The organism is Nonomuraea sp. NPDC049714 (assembly GCF_044465295.1).
In the GTDB taxonomy this organism is placed as follows: Bacteria; Actinomycetota; Actinomycetes; order Streptosporangiales; family Streptosporangiaceae; genus Nonomuraea.
This window is the reverse complement of sequence record NZ_JBITLM010000004.1, coordinates 514,926-539,299: the sequence shown is the minus strand read 5'-3', so window position 1 is coordinate 539,299 and position 24,374 is coordinate 514,926. Positions and strand designations below refer to the sequence as shown.

Annotated in this window: 26 protein-coding genes and 2 pseudogenes; 17 read left to right on the top strand and 11 right to left on the bottom strand. The window is 68.7% G+C overall.

What is annotated here, in order from left to right:
• The first annotated feature begins 363 nt into the window (after positions 1–363).
• Together ACIBQX_RS20185 and ACIBQX_RS20180 are read left to right on the top strand one after the other, a co-directional pair.
• Entirely contained in the window at positions 364–2,142 is a 1,779-nt protein-coding gene (locus ACIBQX_RS20185) for a serine/threonine-protein kinase (RefSeq protein ID WP_397006529.1), read from the top strand.
• 80 nt (positions 2,143–2,222) lie between these two features.
• The gene (locus ACIBQX_RS20180; RefSeq protein WP_397006527.1) at positions 2,223–2,993 is read left to right on the top strand and encodes an FHA domain-containing protein; all 771 of its coding nucleotides are present in this window, start codon (positions 2,223–2,225) and stop codon (positions 2,991–2,993) included.
• A gap of 17 nt (positions 2,994–3,010) precedes the next feature.
• Here ACIBQX_RS20180 and ACIBQX_RS20175 read toward each other — a convergent pair whose 3' ends face one another.
• The 3 genes from ACIBQX_RS20175 to ACIBQX_RS20165 form a co-directional block, all read right to left on the bottom strand.
• Positions 3,011–3,352: an AraC family transcriptional regulator gene (locus ACIBQX_RS20175; RefSeq protein WP_397006525.1), complete on the bottom strand. Its 342-nt coding sequence runs from the start codon at positions 3,350–3,352 to the stop codon at positions 3,011–3,013.
• Between the two features lie 34 nt (positions 3,353–3,386).
• Entirely contained in the window at positions 3,387–3,797 is a 411-nt protein-coding gene (locus ACIBQX_RS20170) for a VOC family protein (protein ID WP_397006523.1), read from the bottom strand.
• Positions 3,798–4,206: 409 nt separating this feature from the next.
• On the bottom strand, positions 4,207–5,151 hold the full coding sequence (locus ACIBQX_RS20165) for an alpha/beta fold hydrolase (protein WP_397006521.1): 945 nt from the start codon (positions 5,149–5,151) through the stop codon (positions 4,207–4,209).
• 214 nt (positions 5,152–5,365) lie between these two features.
• On the opposite strand from ACIBQX_RS20165, the gene ACIBQX_RS20160 reads away from it, so the two are divergent.
• Positions 5,366–6,334, top strand: a complete 969-nt coding sequence (locus ACIBQX_RS20160) for a helix-turn-helix transcriptional regulator (protein ID WP_397006519.1) — start codon at positions 5,366–5,368, stop codon at positions 6,332–6,334.
• A 139-nt stretch (positions 6,335–6,473) separates the two neighbouring features.
• Here the strand turns inward: ACIBQX_RS20160 and ACIBQX_RS20155 are convergent, their stop codons facing one another.
• Positions 6,474–6,878, bottom strand: a complete 405-nt coding sequence (locus tag ACIBQX_RS20155; protein WP_397006517.1) for a hypothetical protein — start codon at positions 6,876–6,878, stop codon at positions 6,474–6,476.
• 307 nt (positions 6,879–7,185) lie between these two features.
• Here ACIBQX_RS20155 and ACIBQX_RS20150 point away from each other — a divergent pair, with 307 nt between their 5' ends.
• The gene (locus ACIBQX_RS20150; RefSeq protein WP_397006515.1) at positions 7,186–7,875 is read left to right on the top strand and encodes a TetR family transcriptional regulator; all 690 of its coding nucleotides are present in this window, start codon (positions 7,186–7,188) and stop codon (positions 7,873–7,875) included.
• Between the two features lie 155 nt (positions 7,876–8,030).
• On the opposite strand, the gene ACIBQX_RS20145 is transcribed toward ACIBQX_RS20150, so the two are convergent.
• On the bottom strand, positions 8,031–8,849 hold the full coding sequence (locus ACIBQX_RS20145) for an SDR family oxidoreductase (protein ID WP_397006513.1): 819 nt from the start codon (positions 8,847–8,849) through the stop codon (positions 8,031–8,033).
• 166 nt (positions 8,850–9,015) lie between these two features.
• Here ACIBQX_RS20145 and ACIBQX_RS20140 point away from each other — a divergent pair, with 166 nt between their 5' ends.
• The 4 genes and pseudogenes from ACIBQX_RS20140 to ACIBQX_RS20125 form a co-directional block, all read left to right on the top strand.
• Positions 9,016–10,356 (top strand): MFS transporter, encoded by a 1,341-nt coding sequence (locus tag ACIBQX_RS20140; RefSeq protein WP_397006511.1) that lies wholly within the window; start codon positions 9,016–9,018, stop codon positions 10,354–10,356.
• Positions 10,357–10,934: 578 nt separating this feature from the next.
• Positions 10,935–11,339 (top strand): hypothetical protein, encoded by a 405-nt coding sequence (locus ACIBQX_RS20135; protein ID WP_397006509.1) that lies wholly within the window; start codon positions 10,935–10,937, stop codon positions 11,337–11,339.
• Positions 11,340–11,553: 214 nt separating this feature from the next.
• Entirely contained in the window at positions 11,554–11,871 is a 318-nt protein-coding gene (locus tag ACIBQX_RS20130; RefSeq protein WP_397006507.1) for a YidH family protein, read from the top strand.
• A 1-nt stretch (position 11,872) separates the two neighbouring features.
• Positions 11,873–11,998 (top strand): annotated as a pseudogene (locus ACIBQX_RS20125) (DUF202 domain-containing protein); the annotation flags it as partial.
• A gap of 117 nt (positions 11,999–12,115) precedes the next feature.
• Here the strand turns inward: ACIBQX_RS20125 and ACIBQX_RS20120 are convergent.
• A pseudogene (locus ACIBQX_RS20120) lies at positions 12,116–12,514 on the bottom strand (sulfite exporter TauE/SafE family protein); the annotation flags it as partial.
• 330 nt (positions 12,515–12,844) lie between these two features.
• Between ACIBQX_RS20120 and ACIBQX_RS20115 the strand changes: the two are divergent.
• The 5 genes from ACIBQX_RS20115 (at position 12,845) to ACIBQX_RS20095 (ending at position 16,408) form a co-directional block, all read left to right on the top strand.
• Positions 12,845–13,054 (top strand): hypothetical protein, encoded by a 210-nt coding sequence (locus ACIBQX_RS20115; RefSeq protein WP_397006505.1) that lies wholly within the window; start codon positions 12,845–12,847, stop codon positions 13,052–13,054.
• A gap of 79 nt (positions 13,055–13,133) precedes the next feature.
• The gene (locus tag ACIBQX_RS20110; RefSeq protein ID WP_397006503.1) at positions 13,134–13,277 is read left to right on the top strand and encodes a hypothetical protein; all 144 of its coding nucleotides are present in this window, start codon (positions 13,134–13,136) and stop codon (positions 13,275–13,277) included.
• Positions 13,278–13,293: 16 nt separating this feature from the next.
• Positions 13,294–14,703 carry an FAD-dependent oxidoreductase gene (locus ACIBQX_RS20105; protein ID WP_397006501.1) on the top strand — a complete coding sequence of 470 codons (1,410 nt, stop codon included), beginning with the start codon at positions 13,294–13,296 and terminating at the stop codon, positions 14,701–14,703.
• Positions 14,704–14,760: 57 nt separating this feature from the next.
• Entirely contained in the window at positions 14,761–15,999 is a 1,239-nt protein-coding gene (locus ACIBQX_RS20100; RefSeq protein WP_397006499.1) for an MFS transporter, read from the top strand.
• Between the two features lie 31 nt (positions 16,000–16,030).
• Positions 16,031–16,408, top strand: a complete 378-nt coding sequence (locus ACIBQX_RS20095) for a metalloregulator ArsR/SmtB family transcription factor (protein WP_397006497.1) — start codon at positions 16,031–16,033, stop codon at positions 16,406–16,408.
• Positions 16,409–16,429: 21 nt separating this feature from the next.
• Here the strand turns inward: ACIBQX_RS20095 and ACIBQX_RS20090 are convergent, their stop codons facing one another.
• The 4 genes from ACIBQX_RS20090 to ACIBQX_RS20075 are packed head-to-tail and all read right to left on the bottom strand — an operon-like array spanning position 16,430 to position 18,445.
• On the bottom strand, positions 16,430–16,825 hold the full coding sequence (locus tag ACIBQX_RS20090; protein WP_397006495.1) for an arsenate reductase ArsC: 396 nt from the start codon (positions 16,823–16,825) through the stop codon (positions 16,430–16,432).
• On the bottom strand, positions 16,818–17,900 hold the full coding sequence (gene arsB / locus ACIBQX_RS20085) for an ACR3 family arsenite efflux transporter (protein ID WP_397006493.1): 1,083 nt from the start codon (positions 17,898–17,900) through the stop codon (positions 16,818–16,820). The genes ACIBQX_RS20090 and arsB overlap by 8 nt, the downstream gene beginning before the upstream one ends.
• Before the next feature lie 8 nt (positions 17,901–17,908).
• On the bottom strand, positions 17,909–18,250 hold the full coding sequence (locus tag ACIBQX_RS20080; protein WP_397006491.1) for an ArsR/SmtB family transcription factor: 342 nt from the start codon (positions 18,248–18,250) through the stop codon (positions 17,909–17,911).
• A 57-nt stretch (positions 18,251–18,307) separates the two neighbouring features.
• The gene (locus ACIBQX_RS20075; protein WP_397006489.1) at positions 18,308–18,445 is read right to left on the bottom strand and encodes a hypothetical protein; all 138 of its coding nucleotides are present in this window, start codon (positions 18,443–18,445) and stop codon (positions 18,308–18,310) included.
• A gap of 110 nt (positions 18,446–18,555) precedes the next feature.
• On the opposite strand from ACIBQX_RS20075, the gene ACIBQX_RS20070 reads away from it, so the two are divergent.
• Positions 18,556–19,305: a glucose 1-dehydrogenase gene (locus ACIBQX_RS20070; protein WP_397006487.1), complete on the top strand. Its 750-nt coding sequence runs from the start codon at positions 18,556–18,558 to the stop codon at positions 19,303–19,305.
• 73 nt (positions 19,306–19,378) lie between these two features.
• Here ACIBQX_RS20070 and ACIBQX_RS20065 read toward each other — a convergent pair whose 3' ends face one another.
• Positions 19,379–20,608: a GNAT family N-acetyltransferase gene (locus tag ACIBQX_RS20065; RefSeq protein WP_397006485.1), complete on the bottom strand. Its 1,230-nt coding sequence runs from the start codon at positions 20,606–20,608 to the stop codon at positions 19,379–19,381.
• 246 nt (positions 20,609–20,854) lie between these two features.
• Here ACIBQX_RS20065 and ACIBQX_RS20060 point away from each other — a divergent pair, with 246 nt between their 5' ends.
• The 3 genes from ACIBQX_RS20060 to ACIBQX_RS20050 all read left to right on the top strand — a co-directional run bounded on the left by ACIBQX_RS20060 (position 20,855) and on the right by ACIBQX_RS20050 (position 24,305).
• Positions 20,855–21,244 carry a MerR family transcriptional regulator gene (locus ACIBQX_RS20060; RefSeq protein ID WP_397006483.1) on the top strand — a complete coding sequence of 130 codons (390 nt, stop codon included), beginning with the start codon at positions 20,855–20,857 and terminating at the stop codon, positions 21,242–21,244.
• Positions 21,245–21,491: 247 nt separating this feature from the next.
• Entirely contained in the window at positions 21,492–22,970 is a 1,479-nt protein-coding gene (locus ACIBQX_RS20055) for a SulP family inorganic anion transporter (RefSeq protein WP_397006814.1), read from the top strand.
• Positions 22,971–23,159: 189 nt separating this feature from the next.
• Positions 23,160–24,305: a hypothetical protein gene (locus tag ACIBQX_RS20050; protein WP_397006481.1), complete on the top strand. Its 1,146-nt coding sequence runs from the start codon at positions 23,160–23,162 to the stop codon at positions 24,303–24,305.
• The last annotated feature ends 69 nt before the right edge of the window (positions 24,306–24,374 follow it).

The window sequence follows — 24,374 nt, the reverse complement described above, 5'->3', positions numbered from 1 at the left end:
GACAGAGAAGATTCCGGTGACCCCGATGACGACAAGCAACGAGAACGCATATATGAGTATTTTTCGTATTGAGCCGCTTTCTGTAGGTGAGTTACTGCCACGGGCGTGTTTCGGCGGCCCGCTCCTGCCGGACTTCGCGCAGCTCAGTACTGCCACGTCAGCACATCCTTTCCCGTTCTGATCGGCGCTGGTCGCCGCAAGTTAGCGCCGGTCTTCGGGGGACGGTCCCGGGCATGCCGGCTCCTGTGCTCGGGCACGCAGGGGAAATGTGAGGTAAAACTGCGCATCGCACATCGGCCCAGTAAATTCGGAGCACGCGATGTTCCGAATGGCCGGCGAGGGGGGATCGCGGTGCGCCAGGGCATGACAGTTGGTGAGCGATATGAGTTGGCCGAATGTCTGGTCGGCAGCCAGGTGACCGAGGTCTGGCTGGCCCGCGATCTCCAGCTGGGCCGGGACGTCGTGCTCAAGCGCCTGCTGGCCGACAGCGCCGAGTCCAACCGGTTGCTCGCCGAGGCACGCGCTCTCGCCGCCTTCAACCACCCGCACGTGGTCACCCTGTACGGCACCGTGGACGACTGGCTCGTGATGGAGTACGTGCCGGGCGGCAATCTGGACGGACGGCCGAGAATGTCGCCGAAGAAGGCGGCACACGTCGGCGCGAAGATCGCCGGCGCCCTGGCCGCCCTGCACGACAAGGATCTCGTCCACCTCGACGTGAAGCCGGCCAACATCGTCGGCGGCGGGGATGGCGTGGTGAAGCTGACCGACTTCGGCGCCGCGTACCGGATCGGGGGGCGGGACACCGCCACCCGCAACGGCGCCATCAGCTGCACCTTCGCGTACGCCGCCCCCGAGGTCATCAAGGGACAGCCGGGGGCGAAAGCGGATGTCTTCTCCCTCGGGGCCACCATCTACGCGCTGGTCGCCGGCCATCCGCCACGTCAGGAAACCGACGGCGGTGAGTCGGACGAGGACTCGGTGGCGTGGGAGCTCGCCCATACGGACGTCCCGCTGACGGCGGACGTGGGTCCGTTGAGGGAGCTGCTGCAGGAGATGCTGCGGCTGGATCCGCGTGCGCGGCCGAAGATGAGGCAGGTGCAGAAGCGGCTCGAGAAGATCGCGGGGGAGTCGACCGCTGTGGCAGGAAGGGCCCTCATCGTGTCGGGGGCCTGCGTGGCGCTGGTGGCCGTCTGGTACGGATACGGGCTGAACCAGGATCGCAAGGTCTCCGCGCCCACACCGCCCACGACTGCGGCGACCCCGGCCCCCGCTCCCTCCTCGAAGGGCCCCGCCTCACCCCTGATCGGCGACCACCGTACGGCCGACCCCTGCGCCATGACCGACCCCGCCGCGCTCGGCCGGTTCGGCGAGACGGAGCTCGACATCGACTACGGCAACTTCGACCGGTGCGATGTCATCATCTCCCCGCCGGGTGGCGGAGCCGTGGACGTCATGGTGGACCTCAACCACCTCGCCCCGCCCGAGCAGGCCGGGGAGCTGAGGACCGTGGGCACGATCACCGTGGCCGGCGAACCCCGCGAGAGCGGGGAGTGCTCGCGGACGCTCGTGCTGCCCGGCGTGGCCGACACCACGGTGCGAGTGCGCGCGCAGTGGGAGGACGAGGGCAAGGCCGACCTCTGTGAGATCGCCGATGCCGCCGCCACCATCGCGGCCCGGGCGCTCGACCGGGGCCCGCTCGAACGCCGGTCCCCGCCACTCCCGGAGAGCTCGCTGGCACAGCGGGACGCCTGCGCGCTGCTCTCCGGCAAGGCGCTGGAGACCATCCCCGGCGTCGACGCCGCGGACCCGGACTTCGCGTTCGCCGGTTGGGGATGCACCTGGGGCAGCACCACCAGTGACACAGGGGTGGACCTCCGGTTCGACCGCGGTATGCCGCCCACCGCGGAGGACGGCACGGCCACCCGGATCAACGGATACCGCGCGGTCATCGAGCCGGCGGGCGAGGGCGGCCGGACCTGCCTGGTCCAGGTGGTGTACCGCTCGTACACCGATCAGAACGGCCGGACGGCGGCCGAGAAGGTACGCCTCGTGGTCAGCGGCTCGCGCCCCGTGGACCGGCTCTGCCGGATGGCGACCACTCTCGCCGACTCCGCCACCGACACGCTTCGCGGCACCTGAGCTTCCCGCTTCCGGGAGGGGTCCCGGAGAGGTTCGGGCATCATACGGCTGCGTCCCGCGAACGCTCAGGAGGCGAGCAGATGAGCTTCACCAAAAGCCTGGCCCACGGCGTGGATCCGGCGGTGCCAGGCACCCTCCGCGCCCGCACTGTCATGGGCCGCATCACGGTCCCGCCACAGCCGGGCCGCCACGTCCGCTTCGGGCGGGACAAGCGCCCGAACGTCGACCTGAGCGTCGGCGCGGACGACCAGTCGGTGAGCCGCCTGCACGCCGAGGTGACGTATCAGGACAATCTGTGGTGGCTGCACAATGTGGGCCGGCAGCTCATCCGCCTGCCACGCGGCCAGCTGATGCACAAGTCCGCCGACCCCGTCCCGCTGGCGGCCGGCTACACCCCGCTGTTCATCAGGGGCTCGGGTTACCGCCACCACCTGGTGGAGCTTCATGTCATGAGCCCGTACGGCGACGTTCTGAAGGATCTGCACGAGGCCGAGACCGTTCCGCCGAAGATCTGGGAGATCAGCGAGACCGAACGCCTGCTCCTGGTCGTCCTGGGCCAGCGCTACTTGCTGTACGAGGAGACTCCTCGCCCGTTGACGTACAACCAGGCCGAGGCCCGGCTGGCCGCTCTCCGGCCTGCGGAGAGATGGCGGGCCGGCATCATCGAGAACCGGGTCGAGGCCATCCGCTACCGCCTCCACGAGGCCGGCTTCCCGTACCCGCTCCGGCACGACCCGTCGGAGGGCCGGCCGTACGACAACAACCTCCTGCACAACCTGCTCAAGGGCATGGTGGAGTCGACCACCCTCGTCCCTCCGGACCTGGACCTCCTGGAGTCCGACCCCGAATGAGCCGTCCCCACCGTCGGTCAGCGGTCAGCCACGGCCCCCGGCACAGTGCTGAAGGCACGGCCTGTGGACCAGCCCTCGGTGACGCTGGAGCACACCGTCGCGCCCTCCCCGCGCCGCGTCAGCAGAGTCGCGCGCTCCCCGCGCCGCGTCATCAGATAGGCGTACGGCGACTGCCCGTAGGCGAGCCGGAACTCACGGTCGAGGTCACCGGGCGCCATGGCCACGTCGCGGGCGAGCGCCTCGATGTTCAGTGGCCGCGCGTACTCCCGGTCGATCCGGTCGCGGACGCGGCGCAGTCGCGCGAGGTCGTTCAGGCGCTGCGCAGCGGCGAGGGCGCGCCCCCATGCGGGGTGACACATGAGACGACTCCTTTCACATCGATCAGCGAACGGCTCAGCGAAGCTCTTGGATGCGGATCAGGTTGCCCGCGGGATCGCGGAGGGCGCAGTCGCGAATGCCGTACGGCTGCTCGGTCGGCTCCTGAACGATCTCGGCGTCGCGGGCCCGCAGCCCTTCGAAGGTGGCGTCGAGGTTCGGGGTGGCCAGCAGGATCCACCCGTAGGTGCCCTTGGCCATCATCTCGAGGATGGTGCGGCGCTCGTCCTCGGTGACCCCGGGGTCGGCGGCGGGCGGCGCCAGGAGGATGGACGGGTCGGGCCGGCCTTCGGGGCCGACCGTGATCCAGCGCATCTTGCCCTGCCCGACATCGCTGCGGACTTCGAAGCCGAGGGTGTCGCGGTAGAAGGCCAGGGAGGCGTCCGGGTCGGTGTGCGGCAGGACGGTCGTGTGAATGGTGATGTCCATGGCTGTCACGTTAGCCGCGGCTCGGCGGCCATCGCTTCTCGGTTCCTGATCAAGGCCCGGCCCGGCGCCCTCCTGGTGCAGCACTTCGACACCAACCCCGTCCGTGGCACCGGGGGACCTCCACCGTGTTCACAACTGGATGGTGGGGAGCGCGCTCAGACGTTCTGGGCTGGCTGATGCGGTGAAGCGGGGATCAGACCCCCGGGAGGCGATCAGGCGCCCCGAACGTGATGACGCCGCTCACGTCACTCGCGCCCAAGACGCCTGATACCTGACTTCTGACTGACCGCTAGCCCAGCCCTACCGGGGTAGCGGTGCCCCATCAAGTCACCTCGAAGACGATGACCGTGTCCCATTCCACCCTTCGGTCAAGCCGGAGGGCATGCTTGACCTTGAAACGCTCGTGGGACTAGATGGCACCCTGCCGTTCCAGCCATTTCAAAATCGCTTGGTTTGTTTCTTCCGGCTTTTCTTGCTGGATCCAATGACCGCAGTCCAGATTGACCACTTCCACATTGGGCACGAACTCTGTCAGGTTTTCGGACCTCGCGACCGCATCCCGGTCGCCGTAGATCATGAGAGTGGGCTGCTGGATGATGGGGTTCGCATCCGCCAACAAGCGCCAGTTGCGGTCGAGATTTCTGTACCAATTGATACTGCCCGTGAAGCCCGATGACTCGAAAGCGGAGACGAAAACGGCCAGTTCGCTGTCGCTCATTATGGACTCACCGAGTGGTGTTTCCGCTCTGGCGAGATTGATCAACGCCATACCCGGCTGGGGCTCCGTGGGTGGCACGTTCTTCCGGTGCATGTTGCGAAGGAACTGGAAGGTGTTGTCTTCGAATACGGCGTCTGCGACGCCTGGCTGCCGATTGAAGTGGACGAAATAGAAGTCGCCGCCAAGCGTATCTTCCATGACCTCGATCCAGGGCTTTTCTCCGCGCTCGAGGTACGGCAAGCTCAGGTTGATCACCTTGTTCACGCGGTTCGGATGCAACAAGGTCAATCCCCAAACGACAAACGAACCCCAATCGTGACCGACAAAGGTGGCATCTTCGTATCCGTAGTGATCGAGAAGTGCGATGAGATCACCCGACAAGTGTTCAATGTCATAGTCTGTTACTTCGGTCGGACGGGATGAGTTGCCGTAACCTCGCTGGTTCGGGACGATGACGTGGTAGCCCGCTGCGACAAGGGCAGGCACCTGATGGCGCCAAGAAAAGGCATGCTCCGGCCAGCCGTGACAGAGCACGATGGGCTCTCCGGCATTTTGCCGGCCTGCTTCGAAGACCTCGAGTTCCACACCGTTGACTGAAATAGCGGTGGGCTCGGGAAAATCGGTTGGATTGAACATCGCATTTCCTCCTTGGCTTTCGGGGTGATCAGGCGATCGCCGGAATTGAAGACGCGAGTGAGTTCTCGGGCCGAGATCGGCGGGGTTTGGGTGACGGCATGACCCATCGAAGTTCCTTTCGGTGGGTTGCCGATCTTGGGGGCGGCTGATCGGTTGCTACCGTAGGACGCATTGCGGACAAGATCCGTCCTCAGTAGGTGGCAAACTGAGAAAAATGCGGAAAGATCCCACCGGTCGAGCGCTGCAGCTGCTCTCGCTCCTTCAGACCCATCGATTGTGGCGTGGTGCCGAGCTCGCCGAACGCCTCGAGGTCACGGAGCGAACGGTGCGCCGTGACGTCGACCGGCTGCGCGACCTTGGCTATCCGGTCGATGCCACGTCGGGAAAGGACGGGGGCTACCGACTTGCAAAGGGAGCGCACGTGCCGCCCCTGGTCCTCGACGATGACGAGGCCGTCGCGGTAGCCGTCGGACTGCGCTACGCCGCGGAGGCCGCCATCGGCGGCATGGAAGAAACGTCGCTGCGCGCCCTGACGAAAATCGAACAACTCCTGCCCTATCGCCTCCGCCGACGGGTGTCGGCGCTGCATTCGAGCGTCGCCTCGATGCGGTGGGCAGCCGACGACGTCGTCGTCGACCCCGAAGCACTCAGTGTGCTCGCCGCGGCGTGTCGAGACCGTGAGGACGTGCGTTTTGACTACCGACGACGTGATGGCGAAGACAGCCGACGGCTCGTCCAGCCGCACCAACTCGTCACCGCCGGCCGTCGCTGGTATCTCGTGGCATGGGACCAACGTCGCCGCGACTGGCGCACGTTTCGGCTGGATCGGCTCCGGGAGCCCCGGCTGGCGGGCAGCCATTTCACGCCCCGCCAGATCCCGGGTGGCGATGCGGCGAGCTTCGTCGCAAGCTCACTCGGCTCGATACCCCGTCACCATGAAGCGAAGCTCACCGTCAACGCCGCGTTCGCCGAACTCGAGGGCGTGCTCCGAGGGGTGGACCACACACCGATCGAGATGGAGGCGGACTCTTGTTCCGTCCAGATCCGCGGCGAAGATCTCGACTGGCTTGCCATGACTGTTGCCCGCATTGCGCTCACCGCCCCAGTGGCCGTCATCGAACCAGCCGAGGTCGCCGACACCGTCAGGCAGCTCGCCACTCACCTCACTGTCTCGCCACCATGACGATCAGGCCATGTGGGGCCCGTCCCCGCGCGCCCACCGTCGGGTGCGACAGCATCGGTCGGTCGGTCTTCTGTTTGTCGCTCAGGCCGGTGGCGGCCGGTCTGAGCGACCTGAAGTCCCTGTACGGTCAGCGCGGCCGTCAGGCGGCGTCGAGGGCTGTGGTGATCTTGCGGGCCATCTCGGTCATGGTGGGGCTGGGTTCGCCGTTCTGGGTGCGGGCGGATGCTTCGATGGCGACGATGACGGTGTTGCGGAAGTTGTCGGCCTCGGCGGGGGCCTGCTGCTTGAGCAGGCTCATGGCCGCCGTCAGGGCCGGCAGCACGACGTCGGCGAGGTCGGCCACGGACTTGCCGTACTTCACGCCCTTGGGGGCCTTGGTCAGGACGTGCCCGACCGGGCCGGTCGCGGAGGTCAGGGCGATGGATCCGTGCGTGGCGACCTTGTGGGGCGAGCCGGCGGCACCGGCGGCCGACATCAGCGAGACCGCGCCCCACGCGGCCGTACGCAGAGTGAGCTTGTCCTGGTCGGTGAGAGCGAGAGACATGGCGGCGTGCTCCTTCGGATCTGAGATGCAAGAGAACGAACGGCCGGTGGAACGCGGTCCTGTCGGTGTCCGGGGCTTGGATCGCTCAGGCCGGGTCGCCTGAGCGGATCTCACCGGGCCTTGAGGCCGCGATCGCTGAACCGTTCATGGCACTGACGATCGCCGATCGCTCTGATAGCGGGCCGTCGCCGTGCTGACACGGCCGCTGACACAACGCCGCATCCCACCCGTTCGCCGCCAGGACCTCGGCCGGACCGTGATTCCGGGCCCTGTCACGCTTCTGGCCGCTTTGTGCGCAGGCACTAGGATGACCATCGTGAGTTCCCGAGGACGGCGCCGGATCGACGAGATCGGTGAAGAGAGTCGTCGCCGCATTCTGGACGCAGCCGAAGAGCTGTTCGCCGAGCGCGGGTTCGACCGGACGTCCTTCGTCGACATCTCCGAGCGCTCGGGCATCAGCCGCGGCTCCATCCCGTGGCACTTCAAGAACAAAGACGGTCTCGTGATGGCCGTTGTAGAACGCGCGATCGACCGCTTGATGCCCCCGGAGCGCTACCAGTCCGTGCCGGCGCTCGCCGAGTTGTTCGACGACTCCGCCGCCTTGGTGCGCAGCGGCAATTCGGCGCTGGTATTCATGATCTTGGGTGAAGCCATCAGCGGCACGGGCGCCGTCCGCACCCAGTACCAAGAGTTCCTCGCCCGGCGGCGCGGCGGCCTTGAGCTCTGGCTGCGCGCGCATCGCCCCGCAAGCGCGGATTCCGCGACCGCGTCGAGGCAGGAGCGCGCCTCCGCGGCCGCACTCAACGGAGCGCTCCTCGGGATCCACCTCCAGGCGCTCGTCGACCCCGAGGCCTTCGACCTCGACGAGGCCTTGCAGTCGGTCGCGGCCATGTTCGACAAGAACCTCGCCGATGTCTGGTCCACTCCGCCGGGCGTCGCCCCCGCACGCCGCGACGCCCCGAAGACCGGCGACGGCCGGGACGTGCGCACCGACTGACCCGATTCCCGACCGGCCGTCGTCCAGGTCCGTGGGCTCGAATCACGAGCGAAAGCGGGACGGTACGGCGGTTGCCGTTCTGTCCCGCTGACTCACCTTCTTGGATGCTCGGCGCCCTGCAGTCCGATCGGGCGTTCTCCCGTCAGAAAGCCCCGTCAGAGAGCCCCGTTGACGGCCGGAGCCGGGATGGAGTTGAGGAGGCTCTCCATCCGCTTCTCCACATAGGGCCGGAGCATGTCTCCGGTGTGGATCCACATCGAGCGGGCCTCCATGCCGGCGATGACCATCTCGCCGACGGAGTCGATGCCGGCACCCCCCTTGAGGAACGTCTCGGCGTCCTGGCGGACGTTGTCCGTCAACCCGATGGAAACGCCCTCGTCCGCTGACCGGGTGTTACGAATGATGTCGGTGTCGACGGGGCCTGGACACAGCACGCTGACGTCGATGCCGTGCTTGCTCACCGCCAGCTGCAGTGACTCCGAGAGCCCGACCACCGCGAACTTGGCGGTCACGTACAGCAGGTTCGTGTCGGCTACCAGACCGGCGCCCGACGAGGTGTTCACGATGTACCCGCCCTCGCCGCGCTCGATCATGCGAGGCAAGAAGGTCTGCAGGCCGTTGACCACACCGGTGAGGTTGACGCCAAGGGCCAGGTCCCACTTCTCGTACTCCAGCTCCGCCACCGGTGAGTACGGCACGATGCCGGCGTTGTTGAACAGCAGATCGACGGGCCCCAGCTTCGACTCGACCTCGTCGGCGACCGAGGCGAACGCCGCACGGTCGCGCACGTCCAGCCGAAAGGTCTCCACGGCCGTCACGTGCGACAGCTCAGCTTCGCTGCGGGTCAGCGCTGCCTCGTCGATGTCGGCCAGTGCGAGACGCACCCCACGTCTGCCCAGGGCGCGTGCGATGCCGAGACCGATTCCCTGGCCACCTCCTGTGATGAAGGCGACCGACCCTCTCCACTCTCTCATGAGACCGCCGTTCCTCAGTGGGCCCCTCTGACGGGCCACTGACGCGAAGTTTCGTACCAACCAACTCTATGTCGATTAACATAGAGAATGACGATCAACAGTGTCTATGTTTGATTACTGTGACCATGCTGGTCAAACCAGGGACAACCCCGTTGAAAGGGCTCCGATGACCGAAGAAGATCGCACGGAGGTCGCGCTCGCCGCCGCCCCCGCGCAGAAGATGACGTTCAAAGAGGTCATGTCCGCCGGCGGGGGCACGATGCTGGGCGTGCTTCTCGGTCTCCAGTTGCTCGACAGCGTCGACAACGCGATGTTCAGCATCTTCGCCCCCGAGATCCGGGAGTCGCTGGGCATCGGTTCCGCGGCGGTCGCCACCGTCGGAACGCTCGCCGGGGTCATGGTCTTCGTCGCCGCGCTTCCCCTCGGTCTGCTCGGGGACCGTCGCCGTCGCACCACCATCGCCGGCGTCTGCACCCTCCTCTGGGCCGTCGCAGCCGCACTCCTCGGCCTGGTCCAGAACCTGTGGCAGGTGGTCATGGTCCGCATCCTCGCGGGCATCGGCAAGGCCAACGAAGGGCCCATCCAGGTCTCGCTCCTGACCGACGCCTACCCACCCGCCGGCCGCGGCCGAGTGCTCGGCGTTCACCGCGGCGGCCAACCCCTGGGCATCGTCATCGGCCCTCTTCTGGTCGTGCTCTTCGCGGCGATCATTCCCGGCGAGTACGAGCCGTGGAGGTGGGCCTTCGCCTTCGTCGCCGTGTCAGGCCTGGTTCTCGCCCTGGCCACCCTGCGACTGCGCGAACCGGTCCGGGGCCGCTTCGAGCAGGAGGCACTGCTCGGGGACGAGCTGCTGCCGAGCCCGACCACCCGGCAGGTGCCGCTGCTGGCCGCGTTCGCGCAACTGAGGAAGATCCGCACCTTCTACTTCGTGATGATCGCACTCGGCGCGTTCGGTCTGGCCGCGACCACGGTGCCGATCTATCTGAACCTCATCCTCGAAGACCATTTCGGGCAGGGCATCATGGCTCGCGGCATGATCGCCGCCGTCAGCTCCGTCGGCGGGCTGACCGGCGCGGTGCTCGGTGGCGTCTACAGCGACCGCCTGTTCCGACGCAGCCCCACAGCGGCCCTGTATCTGGCCGCCGGAGCGGTCGCCATCCTCGGCGTCGGCTTCGCCATCCAGGCCTACTCGCCCGACATCGCGACCTTCGTCGTCATCGGAGTGGTCACTTCGGGCACGACCTTCGCCGGTCTCGTCCCGTTGAGTCTCGTCGTCGCCTCGGTGACTCCTCCCGAGATCCGCGCGACGGCGTTCGCACTGGTCGGCCTGTATCTGGCGCTCGTCGGCGGACTCGGCGGCGCGCTGCTCACCGGTGTGGCCGAGCAGCTGTGGGGTGCTCAGGCCGCCGTCGCCGTGATCGCACCGGCTGCATCCATCGTGGCGGCCCTCGTCCTGGCAGTTGCCGCCGGCCACCTCCTCCGCGACATCCGCACGGGTCACCGCTGACGCGTTCGCGAAGTCTCCCGCCGGTTCACCCTGCGGTGTCGTGTCAGCGACCGCGTCAGGACGGCGACGGGCCGGTATCAGTGCGGTCGGCGATCGTAAAGCCCATCAACGGCTCAGCGATCGCGGCCATGGGCCGCACGCCAGGCCGGGTCGCGCAGATCGAACACGGTACGTAGGGAGATTCGTGATGGAAACCGGCAACAGCGGCTTCTCCAAGTCCGGGCTGCACAGGATGCGCGAGGTGCTGGCACGGCATGTCGATTCCGGGAAGATTCCCGGGCTCGTCGCCCTGGTCAGCCGGGGTGACGAGACGCACGTCGAGGCGATCGGGACGATGCGTCATGACGGTGGCGCGCCGATGCGCCGGGGATCTCCTCGGCGTGCTGGTGGCCAGGGTCACCGGCCAGTCGTTCGAGACGTTCCTGCGCGCGCTCTACCAGGCCATCGACTGACCCCGAGCCCGCGCTCAGGAGGCCTGTCCTCATCGATGTTCCCGCGCGGAGTTCGGTCTTGAGGCCGGGCACCGGCGGGGCCCCTCTCTACCCTCTTGCATCTCAGATCCGAAGGAGCACGCCGCCATGTCTCTCGCTCTCACCGACCAGGACAAGCTCACTCTGCGTACGGCCGCGTGGGGCGCGGTCTCGCTGATGTCGGCCGCCGGTGCCGCCGGCTCGCCCCACAAGGTCGCCACGCACGGATCCATCGCCCTGACCTCCGCGACCGGCCCGGTCGGGCACGTCCTGACCAAGGCCCCCAAGGGCGTGAAGTACGGCAAGTCCGTGGCCGACCTCGCCGACGTCGTGCTGCCGGCCCTGACGGCGGCCATGAGCCTGCTCAAGCAGCAGGCCCCCGCCGAGGCCGACAACTTCCGCAACACCGTCATCGTCGCCATCGAAGCATCCGCCCGCACCCAGAACGGCGACCCCAACCCCACCATGACCGAGATGGCCCGCAAGATCACCACAGCCCTCGACGCCGCCTGATCGCCACCCATGCCCCAGGGTCCTCCCGGACCCGTGACACGGCGGCGTGCGGGGCCGAGCCCGGTCATGAGAACGGGCTCGGCTCACTTGTGAGAACGAGCTCGCCGGGTACTTTACAGATGACATCGGAGAGTTATCGTCTGATTACGTGGAGAATCATCATCCTGGTCAGTCCCCCGCCGAAGGGGGAGGCACGGGCGGTTCGGAGCCCGATGTGCGCTTCACCTTCGCCAACGAGCGCACGATGCTGGCGTGGAACCGTACCGCGCTGGCCCTGGTCGTCGCGGGCCTGGCGATCGTGCAGCTACTCCCGCCCTTCGCCGGATTACCGGGCGGCCGGCGCCTGCTGGCGCTTCCCCTGATCCTGCTCGGCGCCCTCCTGCCAGGTGGCGCCTACCTGGAGTGGCGTCGCAACCAGCGCGCGCTGCGGCGTGGCCGCACCCTGCCGAGCTCGCCCCTGCCTGGGGTCCTGGTCGCGATCATCACGGCCGTGGCGGTCACCGCCTGCATCCTCGCGCTGTGGCAAGGCTGACATGGCCCACTCGGATTGCCGCCCTGGCGAGGCCGATGACCCCGGGGCGGATCCGGGGCTGGCGCGTGAGCGAACCCATCTGGCCTGGACGCGTACGAGCATGTCGTTGATCGCGTTGTGCGTCACCGTGATCAAGGCGGCCCCCCTGCTCGGCCTGGTCACCCTGCTCGCCGGGGTGCTGGCCTGGACCGCCGGTCGCGACCACCAGCCCGCCGAGCGCGCCCACCGCGGCGGTGGGAATCGGCCGTATCCGAAGCGGCGACACGGGCGAGGCGTCCTGAGCAGGCTGCCCGGCAAGGCCGCTCTGGCGGGCGGCCTTGTCGGCCATGGCCCGGTAGCCGCGGTGTGCCAACGCGATGGCCGCGATCAGCAGCGCGGCCCCCATGGCGATCTCGATGACGTCGTGCACACGATCGCCGTCGCCCAGCGCCTTGGCCACCAGCACGCCGCTGAACGCGGCCGGCACCGATCCGGCGCACAACCATGCCACCAGCCGCAGATCGATGGTGCCCCGGCGGTAGTGCACCACGCTGCCCACCGGCTTCATCACCGCGGCGGCCACCAGGTCGCTGGAAACCGCCGCCAAAGGAGAAACGCCGAAGAAGGTGACCAGCATCGGGGTCATCAGCGCACCTCCTCCCATGCCGGTGAGCCCGATCAGCACGGCCACCGCAAAAGCGCCGAATGCCATCGCGAAGTCGAATTGCATGGCTTTCCTCTTGGTTGGTCAGGTGGGGGGATAGAGGTGTTTGGGCAGGTCATCATGGCCAAGATGATGCACGGGAATGTTTATGCAAGGGGGATCGTATGCGGTCCGGCGACGATTTTAATCGCCTTCTCCGGTCTGCCCTCGGCGCTTAATTGCTTAACCTAAATGAGAAAACGCTAATCGAGGCGAACGGACAGAAGTCGTTGTGGCTGATATCAAGCATTTGAACGGGATTTTTGTGAGATCGGGCGACGTAGGCCTCCCATGGAGCTGAACGCCCTCATCGGCCAGAGCGTCCGGCTCCTGCTCACCCGCCCGGACCTGGCGGCGTGCCTGCGCGCCGATCCGGACGCCGTCCCGGCGGGCGTGGGGGAGTTCCTGCGCGTGACCGGGCCGGCCGAGATCGCGGTCATGCGCTACACGCTCCAGCCGGTGGAGCTCGGCGGCTTGGCCATCCCGGAGCGCTCTGTTTAGATGGATGTCTAATTTGACATCCCTCTAATCATGTTGCAGACTTCTTCTTGCTTAGATGTTCTTCTATTCAGGAGTGGTCATGGTTCTCTCACTGCTCGAACGGCTGCGCGGATCGTCCGGGCATGTCACCTTCGACGAGTCCCGCTCGCAGGTCTGTGACGCCGCCTGCCGCGCCGCCGGAGTCATCGATCGCGTCCGTACCCACACTCTGATGTACCGCTGAGCCTGGAGAAACAGTCATGAGCGACGGATGCTGCGGCCCTGCCGCGATCGAGATCGAGCAGTTCACCACCCCGGCCACCCGGTCAGCGCCGTCCGACCCGGTCGTGGTGATCGGCGGCGGCCCCGTCGGCCTGGCCGCCGCCGCCCACCTGGCCGAGCGCGGCCGTGACTTCCTGGTCCTGGAGGCCGGCGAGCAGGTGGCCGCCTCGGTCGCCCAGTGGGGTCACGTCCGGGTGTTCAGCCCGTGGAAGTTCGACATCGACGCCGCCGCCAAGCGGCTGCTGGAGGCCGGCGGCTGGAGCGAGCCGGACCCCGAGTGGCTGCCCACCGGCGCCGAGCTGATCTCGGACTATCTCGCCCCGCTGGCCAAGCTCTTCGGTGACCGGGTACGGCTGGGCGCCAGGGTGAGCGCGATCAGCCGCCTCGGCTACGACCGGGTCCGGACCAACGGCCGCGAGAACGTCCCGTTCCTGATCCGCCTCGACGACGGCGAGGAGCTGCGGGCCGGCGCGATCATCGACGCCTCCGGCACCTACACCAGCCCGAACGTGCTGGGCGCCGGCGGCCTGCCCGCCCACGGCGAAGCGGCGGCGAGCGAGCTGGTCGACCACGCGCTCCCCGACGTGCTCGGCGCCGACCGTGACCGCTACGAAGGCCGGCACACCCTGGTCGTGGGCGCCGGCCACTCGGCGGCCACCACCCTGCTCGCCCTGGCCCAGCTGGAGGATGTCCGGATCACCTGGGCGATCCGCGGAGGCAGCGCAGGGCGTGCCTATGGCGGCGGCGGGGCCGACGCGCTGCCCGCCCGTGGCGCGCTCGGCACCCGCCTGCGCGCCCACGTCGAGTCCGGCCGCATCCAGCTGGTGACCGGCTTCTTCGTCCACTCCGTCACCCGCGACGGCGACCAGGTGAGCGTGGTCAGCCGTGATCCGTCCGGCGCGGAGCAGTCGGTCACCGTGGACCGCATCGTGGCCGCGACCGGCTACCGCCCGGACCACTCCATCGCCTCCGAGCTGCGCCTGGACCTGGACCCGATCCTCGGGTCGACCCGGCGGCTGGCCCCGCTGATCGACCCCAACCAGCACTCCTGCGGCACCGTCCCCGCCCACGGCGTCGACGAGCTGTCCCACCCCGAACCGGGCTACTACGCGGTCGGCGTCAAGAGCTACGGCCGCGCCCCGACGTTCCTGATGGCCACCGGCTATGAGCAGGTCCGCTCGGTCGTCGCGGCCATCGCGGGCGACTGGGAGGCGGCCCGCGAGGTGCGGCTCGACCTGCCGGAGACCGGCGTGTGCTCCTCCAACCTCGCCGAGGCCCAGGAGCAGCGCGTCGGCCTGGCCACCGGCATCAGCGGCGGCCTGCTCGCCACCCCACTGCCGCTCGCCACCGTGGGCGCCGCCAACGACGGCGGCGGCTGCTGCGGCTGAAAGAAGGATCGACATGTCAGACGGCTGCCCCACCGCCGCCCACTCCGGCGCCCCGGGGTGAGCTCCGCCTCCCCGACCGCCGCTCCTGACGCCAGGGGCGGCGGTCAGCCGCGTTCCGGTCACGGCCGGCGCATCGTCGCCGCGCTGGCCGTCACTCAGACCATCGGGTACGGCGTGCTGTACTACGCCTTCTCCGTCTTCCTCGCGCCGATGGCTCGCGACCTGCACGCCACCAACGCCCAGATCGCCGCCGCGCTGACCCTCTCGATCCTGATCGCCGCGCTCTGCGCCCCGCTGGTCGGCCGCCGGCTGGACGCGCGCGGTGGCCGTGGCCTCATGACCGCCGGGTCGCTGCTCGGCGCGGTCGCCGTGCTGGCCTGGTCGCGGGTGGAGAGCGTGCCGCAGCTGTACGCCGTCTTCGCCGCGATCGGCGTCGCGTGCGCGATGGTGTTGTACGAGGCGGCCTTCGCCGTCATCGTCAGCTGGTTCGACGGCCCTGCCCACGCGCGGAGCCGGGCCAACGCGCTGCTGGCGGTCACCGTCGTCGCCGGGTTCGCCTCCGCGATCTTCCTGCCGCTCACCGGCCTGCTGGTGGAGTGGTACGGCTGGCGGCATGCCGTCGTCGTCCTGGCCCTGATCTACGGCTTGGCCGCGATTCCCCTGCACGCGCTCGTCCTGCGTCGCCGTACCCATGCCAGGCAGGCGCCCGCCAGAGCGCGGGAGCGTGCCGAGATCGTCAGGGCGGCCACGCGCCGGCGGCCGTTCTGGCTGCTGGTGATCGCCTTCACCGCAAACGGCGGCGCGGTGGCCGTGATGGCGGTCCTGCTCATCACCTATCTCGTTCATCTGGGCCACTCGCCGGTCCTGGCCGCCACCCTGGCCGGCCTCCTCGGCGTACTGTCGGTCACCGGACGGCTCATCGCCACCGGCCTGCAGACCCGCATGCCCGCCGCGCTCATCGCGGCCACGATCTTCGCCTTCCAGGGCGTCGCCGCCGTGCTCCTGCCGCTGGTCGGGCGGACGGTGCCGGGCGCGATCGGCGCTGTGCTGCTGTTCGGGCTGGGCTTCGGCATCGCCTCCATCACCCTGCCGCACCTGCTGGTCGGCCGGTACGGCACCGCCGCCTACGCCTCGTTGGCGGGCCGGATCGCCGCATTCGCCGTCGCCGACAAGGCCCTGGCCCCGCTGGGAGCGGTCGCGCTCGCGCAGGCGGCAGGCTATGCCTGGGTGATGGGCGCGGTGGCCACGGCCTGCGTGATCGCCGCGTTGGCCTTGGTCGCCTACCATCGCGTATAATTTCGATGGATTTCGAATTAAGGGGTGCCGCATGACCGCCGTCACGATCCAGTGCTGCGCGCCGATCGCGCGCGAGCCGCTGTCGGAGACCGACGCCGGCGAGCTCGCCGTCATGCTCAAGGCCGTCGCCGACCCCGTACGGCTGCGCCTGCTGTCGATGATCGGCTCCCACGCCGGCGGCGAGGCCTGCGTGTGCGACCTCACCGACGCCTTCGACCTGACCGCCCCCACGATCTCCCACCACCTCAAGGTGTTGCGCACGGCGGGCCTGATCGACGGCGAACGACGCGGCACCTGGGTCTACTACCGGATCGTTCCCGAGGCGGTGAACAAGCTGGGCGCCCTGTTCGCGCCGCTGACCGAGCCCGCGCCCAGCAGGCCGGGTGAGCTGGAGCTCACCCCTGTGTGACCGCTGGACCGCGCGAACCGCTCATGCCGGGAGCAGCTCACTGACGAGCCGCTCGATTCGAGCCCGGATGTCATCGCGGATCTCCCGTACGGCCTCGATGCCCTGACCGGCCGGGTCGTCCAGCTTCCAGTCCTCATACCGCTTGCCCGGGAAGATCGGGCAGGCGTCGCCGCAGCCCATGGTGATGACCACGTCGCTGGCCTGGACGGCCTCGGGCGTAAGGATCTCGGGCTGCCGGCCGGTGATGTCGATGCCCACCTCGCCCATGGCCTCGACGGCGATGGGGTTGATCCGGTCGGCGGGCGCGGATCCGGCTGAGCGGACTTCGACGCGGTCCCCGGCCAGGTGGGTGAGCCAGCCGGCGGCCATCTGGGAGCGGCCGGCGTTGTGGACGCAGACGAACAGGACACTAGGCATGGGTGGGCTCCTCGCTGAACAGGCGTCGGCCCCACAGGCTGACGTAGACCAGGGCGACCAGGACGGGCACCTCGATGAGCGGGCCGACGACGCCGGCGAGCGCCTGGCCGGAGGTGACGCCGAAGACGCCGACCGCGACCGCGATGGCCAGCTCGAAGTTGTTGCCGGCCGCGGTGAAGGCGAGCGTGGTGGTGCGGTCGTACCCGAGTCCGATGGCGCGTCCGGCCAGGAAGGAGCCGCCCCACATGAGCGCGAAGTAGGCCAGCAGCGGCAGCGCGATGCGGGCCACGTCCAGGGGCCGCTCGCTGATCGTGTGGCCCTGCAGGGCGAACAGGATGACGATGGTGAACAGCAGGCCGTACAGCGCGATCGGGCCGATCCTCGGCAGGAAGCGGGTCTCGTACCACTCCCGGCCCCTGGACCTCTCGCCGAGCTTGCGGGACAGGTACCCGGCCAGGAGGGGGATGCCGAGGAACATCAGTACGTACTGGGCGATGTCCCACATCGAGACGTCCAGGGCCGCCTCCGCCAGGCCGAGCCAGCCGGGCAGGACCTCCAGGTAGAACCAGCCCAGCACGCCGAAGGCGATCACCTGGAAGACGGAGTTGATGGCGACCAGGACGGCGGCGGCCTCGCGGTCGCCGCAGGCCAGGTCGTTCCAGATGAGCACCATGGCGATGCACCGGGCGAGCCCGACGATGATCAGACCGGTGCGGTACTCGGGCAGGTCCGGCAGCAGGGCCCAGGCCAGCGCGAACATCAGCGCCGGGCCGGCGATCCAGTTCAGCACCAGGGACGCCACCAGCATGCGACGGTCGCCGGTGACCGTGTCGAGCCGGTCGTAGCGGACCTTGGCCAGCACCGGATACATCATCAGCAGCAGGCCGAGCGCGATGGGCAGCGAGATCTCGCCGACCTTCACCGCTTCCAGCGCCGTGTCCAGCCCGGGCACCTGCCGCCCGAGCAGGAGCCCGGCCGCCATCGCCAGGCCGATCCACACCGGCAGGAACCGGTCCAGCGTGGACAGCCCGCCGACCACACCTGAGCTCTTGGCCGGGACGGTCGTGGACGACATCCAGCCTCCTAGACCGTGGCGGGCGTGTTGAGCAGCGCCGACAGGTCGGCGAGCGTCTCGGGCACCAGCCGGTAGTAGACCCAGGAGGCACGCCGCTCGGAGGTGAGCAGGCCGACCTCCTTGAGCACCTTCAGGTGATGGCTGATCGTCGGCTGGGACAGCTCGAAGGCGTCGGTGATGTCACAGACGCACACCTCGCCGCCTTCACGGCTGGCCACGATCGACAGAATGCGCAGCCGTACGGGATCGCCCAGCGCCTTGAACACCCGCGCCACCCCCGCGGCCTGCTCGGCGTCGAGCGGTTCGCGTGCCAGCGGCGGGCTGCACTCCAGGAGTTCGAGCAGTTCCATGCGATCTCCCCGGATAGACCTCGGTCGAAGTCGACTCCTGTCTATATTGACATACATCTATTCATGCTCGTGGCAGTGGGTCAGGTCGGGGTAGGCCGGGCAGGCGCCGCCGCAGCCCATGGTGATCGCGACGATCTCCTCGGTCCACGGCTTGGGGCACTCGCGTGAGATGTCGATGCCGCGCCTGGTCATCATTGAAGTGAGTACTTGATTGACTGATGTTCAATGACTTATATTCAATGAGTTGACGCGTCAACCTTCGACACCGTCGGAGAGGGTCGCAGGGCGCAGGAAAGGAGCTCGCCATGGGGCGAGTAGGGGGAAAGACGGCGTTGGTCACCGGCGGCGCGATGGGGATGGGCGGCGCGGTCGTCCGGCGGCTCGTCGCCGAGGGCGCGAACGTGGTCATCGCCGACGTGAACGTCGCCGCGGCGCAGGCTCTCGCCGACGAACTCGGACCACATGCCATCATCGAGAAGCTCGACGTCCGGTCTCCGGAAGAGTGGGCCCTGGTCGTCGACCGGACCGAAATGCGGTTCGGCTCCGTCGACATCCTGGTCAACAATGCGGGCATCGCGGATCCGGCTCCCCTGGAGCAGTGGGACGCCGCGCGGCTGCAACGCACGCTGGATGTGAACCTGATCGGTGTCTTCAACGGTATCCAGGCCGTGGTCCCGGTCATGAAACGGGCGGGCGGTGGATCGATCGTCAACATCGGTTCCGTCGGAGCGTTGCAGGGGGTGCCGAGGATGTCCGGCTACGTCGTCTCCAAGTGGGCGGTCCGTGGCCTGACCAAGACCGCCGCGCTGGAGTTGGGCGCGTATGGGATCCGAGTGAATGCCGTCCACCCCGGGCAGATCAGGACCCCGATGACCGCCGGCGTCACTTTCGACACCAGCAACGTCGCGCTGGGCCGGGTCGGCGAGCCGGATGACATTGCCGGGATCGTGCTCTTCTTCGCCGGCGACGACGCCCGGTTCGTCACCGGCAGCGAGGTGGCCGGCGACGGCGGACAGATCGCCGGCCAGGCCGACTACCAGGGCCTGCCTCAGTAGCAGCACTAGTGGCGCGGGACCTCGGACGATCACCACACGATCGTCGGCGGTCGCTCATGACATCGGGTGCCGGTCAGGCTCCGGCCACCGCGCTGCGGCGTTCGATGAGCAGTACGTCACGCCAGGCGCCGTGGTGGCGGCCCATCCGCTCGCGGGTGCCGACGACCCGGAAGCCGAGCGCCTGGTGCAGGGAGAGGCTGGCGGCGTTCTCGGGGAAGATCCCGGACTGGATGGTCCAGACACCCGCCTCTTCCGATGCGGCGATGAAGGCGGCGAGCAGCGAGCGGCCGATGCCGTGGGCCTGGCAGCCGGGGTGGACGTAGATGCTGTGCTCGACGACACCCGCGTAGACCGGCCGGCTGGAGACCGGCGAGGCGGCCACCCAGGCCACGACGTCGCCGGTCTCGGTGTCGACGGCGACGTGGCGTAGGTTCGCCGGTCTGTTCGCGGTGAAGGCCTCCCAGCTCGGCGCGGTGGTCTCGAAGCTCGCCTGTCCGGTGTCCAGGCCCAGCTGATAGATGGCGAGCACCTGCTCGGCGTCGGCGTCACGCATCGGGCGGATCTCCAGGCCGGGGCCGATGGCGGGCTTGGCCGCCTGGACGATCGCGGAGTGCACGCCATCGCCGTGATCCGCGGTGAGGGCGATCGTCGCACCGACGAACCCGGTCGCGCGCAGCAGGTCCCGGTACTCCGGCACGCTGAGGGCGCCGGCTTCGCAGCCCACCCGGCGTTCGGCGGCTGTACGCCGTACGGGATCGGTGTCGCCGTCGGTGACCACGTCGCTGATCCCCAGGCGGCCGCCGGGCCGCAGCACCCGGAACGCCTCGGAGAGGACGGCCGCCTTGTCGTCGGACAGGTTGACCACGCAGTTGGAGATGATCACGTCGACCGTTCGGCCGGGGAGCGGGATGTCCTCGATCGTGCCGTGCAGGAACTCCACGTTCGCCGCGCCCGCCTCCGCCGCGTTGCGCCGGGCCAGCTCGATCATGTCGGGGCTGGCGTCCAGCCCGTAGGCCTTGCCGTGCGAACCCACCCGGCGGGCCGAGAGCAGCACGTCGATGCCGCCGCCGGAGCCCAGGTCCAGCACGGTCTCCCCGGCGCGCAGCTCGGCCACGGCGACGGGGTTGCCGCAGCCGAGGCTGGCCCTGAGCGCGCCTCCGGGCAGGCCTGAGGTGTCGTCGTAGCCGGCGGTGCCGAAGCGGCCCTCGCCGAACTCGTCGGTGGCGCAGTCGACGACGGTCTCGCCGGTCAGCGCGGCACGGGCGAGACCGGAGTAGCGCTGGACGACTTCATCGTGTGCCATGGCGGATCTCCTCACTAGCCATCGTTGATCGACGATAATCGATGATATTCCCGTGGTCCAGCCCCGGAGTTCGGGTGGCCCTGGCCGGCGCCGCCCGCTTCGTCAGGACGAGGCCGGTGTCGGCAAGCGGGGTATCGTCAGCAGAACCTTTCGGCTCCTTCTCCGAAGCTCGCCAAAGGTTAAGCTGACGTAAGGGTAGGTTTTGCCCAGGAGCATGCGTACGGGCGAACTCGATGTGGAGGACGGATGCCGGACGGGCTGGTGCAGATCGGCGAGGTGGCCGAGCGGCTCGGGCTGTCCTTGCGGACGATCCGGCACTACGAGGAGGTCGGCCTGGTGGTGCCCGAGCGCACGCCCGGCGGCTTCCGCCTCTACAGCGAGACCGACATCGGCCGGCTGGCCCTGATCAAGCGGATGAAGCCGCTCGGGTTCAGCCTGGAGGAGATGCGTGACCTGCTGGAGATCACCGACCGGCTCGGCGCCGGGGACGACGATCCGACGCTGATCAGCCGGCTGCAGATGTTCGAGCGCGCGGTGGCCGAGCGGGCTGACAAGCTGCGGGAGCAGCTGGCCATGGCCAGGGAGTTCGGTGAGCAACTGCGCCGTCAGCGGATGCGGGCCGAACCCTTCGCCTGACCGGGTGAGACCTTTGTCACGCTGCGATCGCCTGACTCTAACCCTTACGTCAGGGTACCTTTGGTGAGGACGCGCTCCTCTGCGAGCCTGCTCGACACGACGGCGACACCGCCGCGTCACATGCCCGCCACACTCCTGCGTGAGCCTGGGCGGTAGCGCGCGTCCGGCCTTCTCGTTCATGCATCGGTCACGCCGTGCCCGGTCTCCGCCCGCCTGTAGGGATGTGCTGTTGTCTGCTCGTTCCGGCGTGTTCGCGCGCCGTCCGTCCTTGCCCGATCTCCGTCACCTGACGCCCCGCGTGCTGCGTGTGGAGCTGCTGTCCGGCCTGGTGGTGGCGCTGGCGCTGATCCCCGAGGCGATCTCGTTCTCGATCATCGCCGGGGTGGATCCCAGCGTCGGGTTGTTCGCCTCGTTCACCATGGCCGTGGTCATCTCCGTCGTGGGCGGGCGCTCGGCCATGATCTCGGCGGCGACCGGCGCGATCGCGCTGGTGGTGGCGCCGCTGGCCCGCGAGTACGGGCTCGGTCACCTGGTCGCCGTGGTCATTCTCGGCGGCGTTCTCCAGGTGGTGCTGGGTGCGCTGGGGGTGGCCAAGCTGATGCGGTTCGTGCCGCGCAGCGTGATGGTCGGCTTCGTCAACGCGCTGGCCATCCTCATCTTCATGGCCCAGGTGCCGGAGCTCACCGGCGTCCCGTGGGTGGTCTACCCGCTGGTCATCGGCGGACTGGCGCTGATGGTGTTCTTCCCGCACATCACCCGGGCCGTGCCCGCGCCGCTGGTGTCCATCGCCATCCTGACCGCGATCACGCTCGGCGCCGGCCTGGCCGTGCCGACCGTGGGCGACAAGGGCGTCCTGCCGTCCTCGCTGCCCGTCCCGGGCCTGCCCGACGTGCCGTTCACGCTCGACACCCTCACCCTGCTCATGCCGTACGCCATCGCGTTCGCGCTCGTCGGGCTGATGGAGTCGCTGATGACCGCCAAGCTCGTCGACGACATCACCGACACCCACTCCAACAAGACCCGCGAGTCCATCGGCCAGGGCGTCGCCAACATCGTCACCGGCTGCTTCGGCGGCATGGGCGGCTGCGCCATGATCGGCCAGACGATGATCAACGTGAAGAACGGCGCCCGCACCCGGATCTCCACCTTCGCCGCCGGCGTGCTGCTCATGGTGCTGTGCATCGTCTTCGGCCCGTGGGTGTCGCAGATCCCGATGGCCGCCCTGGTCGCCGTCATGATCCTGGTCTCGGTCGGCACCTTCGACTGGCACTCCATCGCCCCGGCCACCCTCAGGCGGATGCCGTGGGGCGAGATCAGCGTCATGGTCATCACCGTCGCCGTGGTCGTCGCCACCCACAACCTGGCCATCGGCGTGGTCGTCGGCAGCCTGACCGCCATGGTCATCTTCGCCCGTCGCGTCGCCCACCTGGCCAACGTCACCGCCTGCCTGGACCCCGACGGCAGGCAGGTCGTCTACGCGGTCACCGGCGAGCTGTTCTTCGCCTCCAGCAACGACCTGGTCTACCAGTTCTCCTACGCCACCGACCCCGACGACGTCGTCATCGACCTCACCGACGCGCACATCTGGGACGCCTCCTCCGTCGCCGCCCTGGACGCGGTGGAGACCAAGTACGCCGCCCGCGGCAAGAAGGTCACCATCATCGGCCTCAACCAGCCCAGCGCCGCACTGCACGACACGCTCGCCGGCCGGCTCAGCAGTCACTGACCCACCTGGCGCAGCGCTTCGATGACGACGGGGGCCAGCCGCTCGGTGTTGGACGGCGCGGGGGAGGCTTTCAGCCGGCCGAGGGTGCCGCAGACGCGAGGCCCTGACAGCCGCGATCCTTTCGCGCCGTCAGTGATCCAGACGCCGTCCAGGAACGAATTGAAGTCACCTCTCCAAGAAGGGACTTCGATGACTCAGCCTCACTGGTTACGCAAGACCCTGACGGCAGGCGTGATCCTGGCCGTCGCCGTAGGCGTTCTGGCGCCCGCGTCCTTCGCCGCCGCCGTGCCGCCGTCCTACGCGGCCGACCTGCCCGACCTCGGCACTCCCGCCGTGGCCTACGACCGCGCCTTCCAGCCCACCGTGACCGGCGTCGCCGTACGCGGCGCCGATGGCTCGCTGCTGTACAGTGCCCGCTCGGGCTCCGCCTTCGGTCCCCTCCAGTCGCTTGGCGGGGCGATCGTCGGCGACCCGTCGGTGGTGGTGACCTCCGCAGGCACCCACTTCTTCGTCCGCGGCACCGACGACCAGGTGTACACCAACACGATCACCCCCTCCGGCGCCGTCTCCGGCTACGCACAGGTGCCCGGTCTGACGGTCACCGGCGACGTCGAGGCGCTTGTGCCCAACCTCGCACCGGCGGGCAGCCTGCGGATCTTCGCCCGCGGCACTGACGGCGCCGTGTGGACCAACAACCTCAACGGCGGCGCGTGGAGTGGCTGGAGCAGCCTCGGCGGCTTCGCCACCAGCGACATCACCGCCGCCCGCACCTTCGCCTTCCCGAACGACACCGTCCGGGTGTTCATCCGGGGGGCCGACCACCGCGTCTACGTCAACAGGGTGAGCGCCAGTGGCGTCACCGGTTTCGAGCCGCTCGGCGAACTGCAGGTCACCAGCAACATCGCCGTGGCCGAGGACGCCGTCTTCGGCGGCGGCTTCATCGCCGCCCGGGGCGCGGACAATGGTCTCTGGACGCTCAACCTGTTCAGCATTCCGTACACCTGGAGGTCGCTCGGCGGCACCGTCACCAGCGACATCGCCTTGAGCTCCCAGCCCAATGTCACCGCCCTCTACAGCCGGGGCACCGACAACGCCCTCTACGTCAACAAGGCGACCTCTTCCGACGCGGTCTACCGCGGCTTCGAACGGATCGACGGCACGGTCACCGGCAACCCGGCGGCGTTCGGCACCGGTCCCAACGCCCCCGGCACCGGGTTCCTGTTGGCCCGCCTCGCCGGCGGATCCCTGGGCCTGAACGTCGAGCCCAGCCCCACCGTCCTGCCGCCGCACAAGTTCGGCGGCTACACCCCGATCCCGGGCCCGGCCGTCAGTTGAGCCACGGTCGCCCGCGTCCCCTGAGGCGCGGGCGACCGTCGCGGCCCCGGCCGATGGTCGCCGCCGGGG

Coding starts and splice junctions, on each gene's coding strand:
- ACIBQX_RS20170 (WP_397006523.1), bottom strand. CDS start 3,797: ATGGACATCACCATTCACACGACCGTCCTGCCGCACACCGACCCGGAC.
- ACIBQX_RS20145 (WP_397006513.1), bottom strand. CDS start 8,849: ATGAGAGAGTGGAGAGGGTCGGTCGCCTTCATCACAGGAGGTGGCCAG.
- ACIBQX_RS20175 (WP_397006525.1), bottom strand. CDS start 3,352: ATGTGTCACCCCGCATGGGGGCGCGCCCTCGCCGCTGCGCAGCGCCTG.
- ACIBQX_RS20150 (WP_397006515.1), top strand. CDS start 7,186: ATGACCATCGTGAGTTCCCGAGGACGGCGCCGGATCGACGAGATCGGT.
- ACIBQX_RS20050 (WP_397006481.1), top strand. CDS start 23,160: ATGACTCAGCCTCACTGGTTACGCAAGACCCTGACGGCAGGCGTGATC.
- ACIBQX_RS20180 (WP_397006527.1), top strand. CDS start 2,223: ATGAGCTTCACCAAAAGCCTGGCCCACGGCGTGGATCCGGCGGTGCCA.
- ACIBQX_RS20075 (WP_397006489.1), bottom strand. CDS start 18,445: ATGATGACCAGGCGCGGCATCGACATCTCACGCGAGTGCCCCAAGCCG.
- arsB (WP_397006493.1), bottom strand. CDS start 17,900: ATGTCGTCCACGACCGTCCCGGCCAAGAGCTCAGGTGTGGTCGGCGGG.
- ACIBQX_RS20060 (WP_397006483.1), top strand. CDS start 20,855: ATGCCGGACGGGCTGGTGCAGATCGGCGAGGTGGCCGAGCGGCTCGGG.
- ACIBQX_RS20115 (WP_397006505.1), top strand. CDS start 12,845: ATGGAGCTGAACGCCCTCATCGGCCAGAGCGTCCGGCTCCTGCTCACC.
- ACIBQX_RS20135 (WP_397006509.1), top strand. CDS start 10,935: ATGTCTCTCGCTCTCACCGACCAGGACAAGCTCACTCTGCGTACGGCC.
- ACIBQX_RS20155 (WP_397006517.1), bottom strand. CDS start 6,878: ATGTCTCTCGCTCTCACCGACCAGGACAAGCTCACTCTGCGTACGGCC.
- ACIBQX_RS20185 (WP_397006529.1), top strand. CDS start 364: ATGACAGTTGGTGAGCGATATGAGTTGGCCGAATGTCTGGTCGGCAGC.
- ACIBQX_RS20110 (WP_397006503.1), top strand. CDS start 13,134: ATGGTTCTCTCACTGCTCGAACGGCTGCGCGGATCGTCCGGGCATGTC.
- ACIBQX_RS20080 (WP_397006491.1), bottom strand. CDS start 18,250: ATGGAACTGCTCGAACTCCTGGAGTGCAGCCCGCCGCTGGCACGCGAA.
- ACIBQX_RS20140 (WP_397006511.1), top strand. CDS start 9,016: ATGACCGAAGAAGATCGCACGGAGGTCGCGCTCGCCGCCGCCCCCGCG.
- ACIBQX_RS20165 (WP_397006521.1), bottom strand. CDS start 5,151: ATGTTCAATCCAACCGATTTTCCCGAGCCCACCGCTATTTCAGTCAAC.
- ACIBQX_RS20095 (WP_397006497.1), top strand. CDS start 16,031: ATGACCGCCGTCACGATCCAGTGCTGCGCGCCGATCGCGCGCGAGCCG.
- ACIBQX_RS20070 (WP_397006487.1), top strand. CDS start 18,556: ATGGGGCGAGTAGGGGGAAAGACGGCGTTGGTCACCGGCGGCGCGATG.
- ACIBQX_RS20160 (WP_397006519.1), top strand. CDS start 5,366: ATGCGGAAAGATCCCACCGGTCGAGCGCTGCAGCTGCTCTCGCTCCTT.
- ACIBQX_RS20105 (WP_397006501.1), top strand. CDS start 13,294: ATGAGCGACGGATGCTGCGGCCCTGCCGCGATCGAGATCGAGCAGTTC.
- ACIBQX_RS20065 (WP_397006485.1), bottom strand. CDS start 20,608: ATGGCACACGATGAAGTCGTCCAGCGCTACTCCGGTCTCGCCCGTGCC.
- ACIBQX_RS20090 (WP_397006495.1), bottom strand. CDS start 16,825: ATGCCTAGTGTCCTGTTCGTCTGCGTCCACAACGCCGGCCGCTCCCAG.